Origin of the sequence: Bifidobacterium jacchi (genome assembly GCF_009078285.1) — a bacterium.
GTDB lineage: Bacteria > Actinomycetota > Actinomycetes > Actinomycetales > Bifidobacteriaceae > Bifidobacterium > Bifidobacterium jacchi.
This window is the reverse complement of sequence record NZ_RQSP01000051.1, coordinates 4594-14041: the sequence shown is the minus strand read 5'-3', so window position 1 is coordinate 14041 and position 9448 is coordinate 4594. Positions and strand designations below refer to the sequence as shown.

General features: G+C 63.7%; 8 protein-coding genes and 1 riboswitch. Of the genes, 4 read left to right on the top strand and 4 right to left on the bottom strand.

Annotated features, from left to right (window positions below):
* Window positions 1-600 precede the first annotated feature (600 nt).
* Both EHS19_RS09520 and EHS19_RS09515 read left to right on the top strand, forming a co-directional pair.
* On the top strand, window positions 601-1029 hold the full coding sequence (locus EHS19_RS09520) for a peptide deformylase (protein ID WP_151917520.1): 429 nt from the start codon (window positions 601-603) through the stop codon (window positions 1027-1029).
* Between the two features lie 156 nt (window positions 1030-1185).
* Window positions 1186-2442 (top strand): MFS transporter, encoded by a 1257-nt coding sequence (locus EHS19_RS09515; RefSeq protein ID WP_151917519.1) that lies wholly within the window; start codon window positions 1186-1188, stop codon window positions 2440-2442.
* A 64-nt stretch (window positions 2443-2506) separates the two neighbouring features.
* Here EHS19_RS09515 and EHS19_RS09510 read toward each other — a convergent pair whose 3' ends face one another.
* The 4 genes from EHS19_RS09510 to EHS19_RS09495 form a co-directional block, all read right to left on the bottom strand.
* Complete coding sequence (locus tag EHS19_RS09510; RefSeq protein ID WP_151917518.1) at window positions 2507-2812, bottom strand: hypothetical protein; 306 nt, start codon at window positions 2810-2812, stop codon at window positions 2507-2509.
* A 172-nt stretch (window positions 2813-2984) separates the two neighbouring features.
* The gene (locus tag EHS19_RS09505) at window positions 2985-4220 is read right to left on the bottom strand and encodes a pyridoxal phosphate-dependent aminotransferase (RefSeq protein WP_151917521.1); all 1236 of its coding nucleotides are present in this window, start codon (window positions 4218-4220) and stop codon (window positions 2985-2987) included.
* A 138-nt stretch (window positions 4221-4358) separates the two neighbouring features.
* Window positions 4359-5123 (bottom strand): polyphosphate--glucose phosphotransferase, encoded by a 765-nt coding sequence (ppgK, locus tag EHS19_RS09500; protein ID WP_151917517.1) that lies wholly within the window; start codon window positions 5121-5123, stop codon window positions 4359-4361.
* Between the two features lie 264 nt (window positions 5124-5387).
* Window positions 5388-6404 carry a glycosyltransferase family 2 protein gene (locus EHS19_RS09495; protein WP_151917516.1) on the bottom strand — a complete coding sequence of 339 codons (1017 nt, stop codon included), beginning with the start codon at window positions 6402-6404 and terminating at the stop codon, window positions 5388-5390.
* 109 nt (window positions 6405-6513) lie between these two features.
* Window positions 6514-6666, top strand: a riboswitch (FMN riboswitch).
* Window positions 6667-6671: 5 nt separating this feature from the next.
* On the opposite strand from EHS19_RS09495, the gene EHS19_RS09490 reads away from it, so the two are divergent.
* Both EHS19_RS09490 and EHS19_RS09485 read left to right on the top strand, forming a co-directional pair.
* Window positions 6672-7301 (top strand): ECF transporter S component, encoded by a 630-nt coding sequence (locus EHS19_RS09490; RefSeq protein WP_151917515.1) that lies wholly within the window; start codon window positions 6672-6674, stop codon window positions 7299-7301.
* A 232-nt stretch (window positions 7302-7533) separates the two neighbouring features.
* Window positions 7534-9448: energy-coupling factor transporter ATPase (locus EHS19_RS09485; protein WP_421745563.1), on the top strand; the 1915-nt coding region annotated here is incomplete at its 3' end.

The following is a 9448-nucleotide window of genomic DNA, read 5'->3' as shown; positions in this document are numbered from 1 at the left end:
CGAACCACAGGTTTCAGCCCCCTACACATACGTTCCATGCACACGATGCCAAAACAACATACACCCCATGCACACAATCGACACACACAATCGACATGGATAACTTCAGCAACACCCATAGGAACGGAAGCAACCATGAGCAAGCAAGCAACCATGAGCAGGCAACCATGAGCAAGCAGGCAACCACGAGCAGTGCATCACTGATGCACCACTGAGGACATTCCGGAGGCCACACCCGGAGTGCATCTGTTCGCTGCGAATTAACCTGCGATTTGCCGATCACACATCATGGCGCAACACTACAGCGCTATGCCTGATTGTGATACCGATGAGGCTAGAAAAGGAATGATTATGCACACGAACAACAGCCGTCCGGAATCGCATCATACGGACACTTACTCCAGCAACGATCGTCAGTACGACGCGTACATGTACGCTGAGTACGGCATCGAACGCTGAAATACCAACAAACGTGAAGGGGTGGGGCATGTCACCGTTGACGTGCCCCACCCCTTCACGTTGTTTCGCACACTACCATCAATACCAACAGCAGACGGAACACAATCAGACCATCTCAATCCCCGCGAAAGGAACCCGACCATGCAACGACCGATTATGACCTCGCGATCGTTCCTGCGCACGCCGTCCGAGCCAGCCGATCCCGCCGCGCCGGCCGATCAGGCAACGATCACCGATCTCGTGGATACGCTGGAAGCCAACCGTTCGCGATGCGTAGGCATGGCTGCGAACATGATCGGCGTAGGCAAGCGGATCATCGCGTTCGTGGACGAAGAACTCGGCGGACGGATTACGGTGATGCTCAACCCGGTCATCACGGTTATGGACGGCGCGTACGAGACCGCGGAGGGTTGCCTGTCGCTGGCCGGCGAGCGCCGAACGCGACGGTATCGTCGGATTGAGGTCGATTTCGAGGATCGGCGCGGGCGCTCGCGACATGCGACGTTCACTGATTTCACGGCTGAGATCATCCAGCACGAGGTCGATCACTGCAACGGGATCATTATCTGATCATCCCTGCCAAGCCGCGCTGTTGGGTTTGGGTTGTGGTGAGGGCCGACGAACCGGTTCGTCGCGAATCATGTCGCAAACCGGCTCGTCACGGATCATGACAACCGGCACGTCGCAGTCCGCATTGCGCCCACAGAGCGTGCGATACTGGCACGCATGAGCAACGTCAGCACACGCATCGCCACCGCCAACACCGGCAACGCCACCGCCAGCCAACGCAACATCGCACCGAACTACGACCGCACCATGCTCGCCTGCTTCGTCGGCTACATCACGCAGGCGGTCATCAACAACTACATGCCGCTACTGTTCGTCACGTTCGCCGCGACGCTCGGCATCGACATGGCACGGCTGTCGGCGCTCATCACCGTGAATTTCGTCACCCAGCTCATCGTGGACGTGCTCGCCGGGCGATTCGTCGATCGCATCGGCTACAAACCGTGCATCATCGCCGCGCACATCGCGGCGCTCGCCGGTCTGTTGACGCTGGGCCTGATGCCGACCCGCGTTGCGGACCCGTATGCGGCGATTCTGGCGGCGGTCATGCTGTATGCGCTGGGCGGCGGGCTGATCGAGGTGATGGTCTCGCCGATCGTCGAGGCGTGCCCGAGCGCGCACAAGGCGAAGGCGATGAGTCTGCTGCATTCGTTCTATTGCTGGGGCCAGCTCGGCACAGTGGCCGTATCGACGCTGTTTCTGTTCGTGTTCGGCACCGGTTCGTGGCCGGTGCTGGCGTGCCTGTGGGGCGTGGTGCCGATCGTCGGGCTGGTGTTGTTCGCCGGCGCGCCGATGCCGCGCATCGTGCCCGAGGGCGCGGCGACCATGCGATTCGCGGATTTGGCTCGCCGGCCGGTGTTCTATCTGATGTTTGCGATGATGCTGTGCGCCGGTGCCGCCGAACAGGGCATGAGCCAGTGGGCGAGCGCGTTCGCCGAGTCCGGGCTGGGCGTGACCAAGGTGGTGGGTGATCTTGCCGGGCCGGCCGCATTTGCGCTGATGATGGGGCTGTCGCGCATGCTGTATGGCATGATCGGGCATCGCATCGATCTGACCGCGTTCATCGCCGCCAGTTCGCTGCTGTGCGTGGCGATGTATCTGACCGCCGCGCTCACGCCGCTGCCCGCGGTGGGGCTGGCGGCGTGCGCGGTCACCGGTTTTTCGGTGGGCATCATGTGGCCGGGCGCGTTCTCGATGGCTGCTGATGCGATGCCGGGCGGCGGCACGCTGCTGTTCGCTCTGCTGGCGGTCGCCGGTGATCTGGGATGCGCCGGCGGGCCGGCGTTGGTTGGATTCGCCGCCTCGGCCAATGGTGGCCGACTGCAGACCGGACTGCTGTTCGGGTCGGTGTTTGCCGTGGTGCTGCTCGCGTGCGTGTTCGTCGCGCGACGGTTTGCTCATAGTGCGCATCGTTAGACGTTCAACGCATTCACGCCCCGTCAGAAGACACCCCGGCCAACACCCAGCAGGGTTGCTCCGATCAGAACATCGCACCGATCATGCCGGCCACAGACAGGATGATGATCACGTCAATGAACGACAGCACCGTGCCGGCGATCGCCAAGCCACGCGGAGCGCGGAACAAGCCGACAAGGCTCAGCACAGCCCCAAGGAACCACACCACCCAGCCGACCACCGGCGCCCAGGACACCAGCACTCCCAGCAGCGCCAGCACGAAACCGGCGGTTCCTAATCCGTTGCTCTTCTTCACCACGGTATTGACGACCACCGTGGTGCCATCCTTGTGATCCATCGACTTGTTGGCAATGGGATTCTGCTCGTACATGGTTCTTCTCCTTGCCGACGAGAGCGCTATCCGGACCTTCCGGACTCCTCATCGCCTGCAATGGATATAACCGGACAATTCGCACGCCGCTCGCAAACAGCATCGCCGTCTGCTTCACGGGGCGGCCCTGCAGGGGAGGCTGGCAGCACTCAACCAATGACGAGACAGACCACTAGGCGATCATCGCATCGATCATCGCATCGACCGTGTCGAGCACGGCACGCACGTTGCGTTCGAACTGCGCCGATTCGGGCAGCAGCGAAATCGCCAGATAGCCGTTCGAGGTCATGTCGAAGAAATAGCCCGGCTGACCGGTCACGCCATGCCGTTCGATCAGCGACAGCACCACATCGTTCTCGTCGAGCACGCTCGGCACACGCAGCAGCACGTTCCAGCCGCCTTCGGCCCGCAGCACGTCGACCAGCCCATGCTCGTCGGCGGCAAGCAGCCTGTGCAGCAGAGCGAGATTGCCAAGAACACGCTGGCGAACACGTGCCGTCTGCCGCTCGGCATCGTCAAGCAACGCATCGAACCGATCGGCGATGATGTCGCTCATCGGCAGATAGTCGTCGGCGATCACGTCCAGTCGGCGCTGCGCCTCGGCCACATCGGCACTCGGCCCCGAAACCTCGATCCAGCCGACCTTGGCATGCGGCGCGGCGAGCATCTTCGAAAAACCATCCAGCGCGAACGTCAGCACGCCGCGCTCCCCCGCGAGACGCGCATTGCCGTCGAACGGCTCCAGCGCATAATCGTAGAACACCTCGTCGGCGATGATCGCGATGCCATGTTCCCGGCACAGCGCCACGATGCGCTCCCGCTCGCTTGGCTTGACATATGATCCGGTCGGATTGTTCGGATTGATCAGCACCAGCGCACGGATGCGCTCACCGTCCGGCCCGTCAAGCAGCGCGGCGAGCTCGGCCACGTCGATCGTCCACGACCCATCGAAGCGCAGCTGGTATTCGATCGCATCGACGCATTCGAGTCTCGCGATCGATTCGATGAGCGGATAGCCCGGCTTCGGCGCAAGCACCGCGTCGCCGGCATCGCACAACAGCTTGATCAGCCATGAATACGCTTCGGATGTGGAGCTGAGCACATACAGCCGATCAGGCGAAACCGCGGCGGCGGATGCATTGGCTGGCGCATCGGCGCGCATATCGGCGGTCGCATCCTCGCCACAACCCCGCCGAGCTCTGAGAAACGCCGCCAGCGACTCGCGCATGGCACGCGGGCCACGCGGATCGGCCGTATAGACACTCGGCACCAGAGCCGGAGCAAGACCATGCCGTGTGGGATTGGAATCGTTGAGTTTGACGAGCGACCGCCCGCGCGCCTTGGCGGCAAGCTCGGCGGCCGCAATCGGATTGGGCTGGCTGACATCGACTCGTGAGGAGAAACGCATGCGCTCCAGCATACTCACGACCATGCACGCGCGTTGTGCCGCGAATCGCGGGCATCCTGTGGTCGCTGCCGGCGCGTTGCACACAGGTGCTGCGGGGATGCTTCGGCAGTCATCGTCGAAGCATCCCCGCTCGAGGCGTCACTGCTTGGTCGTCGCGTAGTAGGCGGCGCCGATGATGCCGGCCTCGTTGTGCAGCGTGGCGGGCACGATCGGCGTCTTCACATCGATGTACGGAATGAACTTCTCGCTCACGCGGCTCACGCCGCCGCCGATCACGAACAGATCAGGGCTGAAGTACTTCTCCATCAGGCCGTAGTACTTGGTCAGACGCTTCGCCCACTTTTTGTAGCCGAGGTTCTTGCGCTCGCGCACCGCGGACGACGTGTACTGCTCGGCATCGCCCTTGCCCTTCTCCAGCTGGATGTGGCCCAGCTCGGTGTTGGGGATGAGCACGCCGTTGTAGATCAGCGCAGTGCCGATGCCGGTGCCCAGCGTGGTGACGATGACCAGACCCTCCTGATCCTTCGCGGCGCCGAAATGCTGCTCGCCGAGACCGGCCGCGTCGGCGTCGTTGACCACGACGACGCGACGGCCGCACTCCTCGGACAGCGCCTCGGTGACATCCACGCCAATCCACGACTGGTCGAGGTTGGCGATCCAGTCCACCTTCTGACCGGGCTTGATCGGGCACGGGAACGACACGCCGACCGGCACCGAATCGGGCACCTGGAAGTGATCGAGCTGCTGACGGATGATCGCGCCGATCGCCTGCGGCGAGGAAACCTGGGGCGTGAGGATCTTCAGACGCGGCTCGGCGAACTCGCCCTTCTCAAGATCGACCGGAGCCGCCTTGATGCCGGAACCGCCGACATCCACTCCAAAAGCCTGTGCTGTCTCAATCATCGCCGACCGTCCTTCCGCGTCGTTGTACGCCTTGCATTACTGCCACTGCATATGGAACGCAGCCTGAACGAGAGATCGCGAAAATCGCAATCAGACACCCAGTTTGCTGCTGAATACCATATGCATTGTATACCCGACCCGACCGGCAGCGCGCGGCAATCCCATATCAGCGGCATCCCGCATCCGCCGTGCATCACACGAACCATGCGCCAAGCCGTCTGCCGCACGCCACGCGGCGCAAACGCACGCGGCGCAAACGCCTCACTATGCAATCAGCGGCGGCATCGGACGCCAGTCGGGATCGTGCATCAGCTTGCGCGAATCCCACCAGCCCTTTGCGATCTGCACCAGACCGGTGCGCACATGCTCGCGATCGACCATGACCAGCCGGATGATCTCCTTGGCTGCGGTCGCCAGCGTGCCCACGGCGAACAGGAACGGCCGAAAATCGCCGTGAACCATGAAATAGCGCGCCATGTAGCCGCGGTTGCGCATAATGTGATACCGATTCATATCGGACGTCGAGTTGAGCTGGCGCAGACCGGCGATGTCCCAGTTGCCGATCTCGCGCGTGCGGCGCAGCACCACGTCCGGCACGATGATGGGATTGGTGACCTTGCTGGCGAGGTACCCGTAGATCGTGTCGTCCCAGTAGATGAAGAAGCGCGGATCGGGAAAGCCGATCCTCTCGACCACGCGTCGGCGGAACAGGCCGCCCTCGAAGCACAGCGTGTCCATCACGCGGTAGCCGGCGCGCCCGAACGCGGACGGCGCGATCGGATTGGGGATGCCGAGGGGCACGATGAAATCGTACTGCCAGTAGAACGGGCCTCCGTCGAAGTCGTAGCGGCTGCCCTGGATCACATCGTGGGTGGCCGTCCACTTGGCGAGTTTTTCGATGCCGTCCGGCTCGACGGCGACATCGTCATCCATCACCCAGAACCATTCGGCGCCAAGCTCATACGCCTTCTTCACGCCGGCCGAGAACCCGCCGGCACCGCCCAGATTGTCGCTTTGCGGCGCATACACGACCCTGCGCTCGTTGCCGGACGCGTCGGCGATGGTGTCGCCCCACTGCGTGGCGAGCCGATCGGAAAACGCCTCGACCATGGCGCGCGTCTCGTCGCTGTGCTCGTTGTCCACGACGACCACGCGCCACGGCGCGGCCGTCAGGGCGGCGATCGACTCGAACAGACGCGTCAGCAACTGCTGACGCTTGTAGGTGACGACGACGATCGCCAGTTTGTCGATGGTACCGGCTGCGGCATGCTGTTCACTCATGGGTCCCATTGTAGGCACAGACCTGTATGCGCAATCCTGGTTCCGCGATCGGTCCACACCGTGGACACGCGACGCGGGGAAATCCATACGCCACGGTATACATGGTCAACGTAAGTTTCAGGGAAGGTGCAATTCCTTACTGGCGGTAACGCACGCGGCCGAGTCCATAACGGCCGGTCGTGCGAAGCCCGCGAGCCGCTTCGGCGGCCGATCCGGTGCGATTCCGGGGCCAACGGTACAGTCCGGATGAAAGAAACGGAGCTCGATATGAGTGTCTCTTCGCATACCACCAGCGCATCTGCAGCAACGTCGGCAGCCGCATCCTCGTCATCCGCGCGGCCGGACAACGCCCATTCGACCGGCGTCGGCGATTCGGGCCGCTGGTCCACGCGCCGCATCGCCGTCTATGCGCTGTTCGTCGCATTGGCGATGGCGACCAGCTTCATTGAATTCCCGATCATTCCGGGCATTCAATGGCTCAAGTACGATCCGTCGGGCATTGTGTGCCTGATCGCCGGCTTCGCATTCGGTCCCGCGGCGGCGGCCATCGTTTCGGTGCTCGGATTCGTGCCGCATCTGTTCATGGATCCGTGGGGCACGCTGATGGCCGTGCTCGTCGCATTGACGCTGTCGGTGCCCGCCGCGATCATCTACCGTCGCACCCGCACGCGCACCGGCGCGCTCATCGGTCTGCTCGTCGGCGCCGTCTGCGCGCTGGCCGCGGCGATCGTCGGCAACCTCATCGTCACGCCGATCTACGCCTCGATGACCGTCGCGCAGGTCGCCGCGCTCATCGTGCCGGCGCTGCTGCCGTTCAATCTGCTCAAGTTCGCGATCCACGGCGTGGTCACGTTCCTGATCTACAAGCCGATCTCCAATCTGCTGAACCAGCAGTGACCGATACCGGCGCCTGAACGAGTGACCGAGGTGGGACTGCGCAACGCGGTCCCACCTCGGTCGCATATGTTGCGTATTCCTACTTGAATAATCCGGACTGAATATTCCGGCCTGCATATTCCGGACTGCATATTCCGGCGCGCGTCATCGTTGACGTCGCCGACACCAGGCCTCCTTTTCCATTCGCCATCGTTCTTATTCACGACTCCCCCCATTCACACAGCGCGCAAGGATGACCATGACAGCAATCGCCGCACGACTTACCGGCATTCGATTCAGCTACGATTCCGGTGTTGCCTGGGCGCTGGACGGCGTCGACCTGACGATACGCAGCGGCGAATACGTGTGTCTGACGGGGGCGAACGGATCGGGGAAAACCACATTGTCGCGGCTGCTGGCAGGACTGTCCGCGCCGGATGCCGGTCAGGTGGAGCTGCTCGGCCATCCGGTGTTCGACTCGACCGGCACCGGTGCGGACGCGCAGCAGTATCGACTCGCGAGACGCGGCATCGGCGCGGTCTTCCAGCATCCCGAGGATCAGATCGTCACCACCGTGGTCGAGGACGACGTGGCGTTCGGACCGGAGAATCTCGGCGTCGACCATGCCGACATGGCCAGGCGCCTCGACCGCGCCATCGAGGCCGTGGACATGCAGCCGCATCGTCATGACGATCCGACCCGCATGAGCGGCGGCCAGCAGCAGCGCGTCGCCATCGCCGGCATGCTCGCGATGAATCCGACGATGCTGGTGCTGGATGAGCCGACCGCGATGCTCGATCCGGCCGCGCGCGCCGATGTGCTCGACATTCTTGATCGACTCCACGCGCAGGGAACCACGATCATCCACGTCACGCATCACGATGACGAGATCATGCGGGCAGAGCGCGTCATCCGGCTCGAATCCGGAAGAATCGCCGCCGACGAGCGCGCGTCGGTCAGCCACCGGCAGCCGCAGGAACCGAACGATCACGCACAGCGAAGCGACCGGCCGCATTCCGCCGCCATACGCTCCGCCAATGCCGTATCAGACGTATCAGACGTATCAGATGCTGGCTTCACGCCGGCCATCGGCGACACCCCGGCCAGCGGCACCGCGCCAGCCACTGGCGAAAACCCCGCGATCGAGGTGCGGCACCTGACCTATCGCAGGCAGGAGCACCCCGCCCCGATCATCAGCGATTTCTCCATGACCGTCGCCGCAGGCGAGACGGTCGCGATCATGGGCCGCAACGGTGCCGGCAAGACGACGTTGGCGCGTCTGCTGTGCGCGTTGGAGCGGCCGGAACGCGGTTCGATCCGCATCGACGGCATCACCGTGGCCGAAATGCGGCGCGGACGCTCCCGACAGCTGCCGCGCCGGCGTCGCGATGCGCTGCGCCGCGCCGTCGGCTATGTGATGCAGCATCCCGAACGACAGCTGTTCGCCGACACCGTGGCCGAAGACGTGGCCTATGGCCCTCGAAATCAGGGTCTTGACGCCGACGAGGTGGGCGAGCGCGTCAAGCATGCGCTAGAGACCCTTGGCATCACGCATCTTGCCGACCGCTCCCCGTTTTCGCTGTCGGGAGGTCAGCAGCGGCTCGCGGCGATCGCCGGCGTGATCGCGTGCAATCCGCGCGTGCTCGTCATGGACGAACCCACCGCCGGACTGGACGCGGCCGCGGCCGCACGCATCCATGATCTCATCGCCACACTCAACCGCCGTGGCGCGGCGGTGGTGATGATCACGCACGACAAGGCCGAGGCCGACCTGCTGGCGAATCGTATCATCATGCTGGGCACGCCGCAGACGGATGCCGCCGCAGCCGACGCAGCAGCAGCCGCACAGCCACGTCGCGATCGCGCCACCTCCGGCGGTCTGATCGCCCGCCTCGACCCGCGCGTGAAGATGACGACGTTCCTGGTGCTCATGTTCACCGCATTCGCCATCGGCTCCCCCGCGCAGCTGGCGCTCGGCGCCGCGCTCACTGCGGCGATCATCGCCGCCGGACGCCTCAACCCGCTGCGACTGCTCGCGTCGGTGCACATGTTCCTCGCGCTGTTCGTGATGATGGGCGCGCTCAACGTGTTCTTCGTCCGCACCGGCGACGTGCTGTGGCATATCGGCGCACTGCCGATCACCACCGATGGCGTGGCGACCGCCGCGC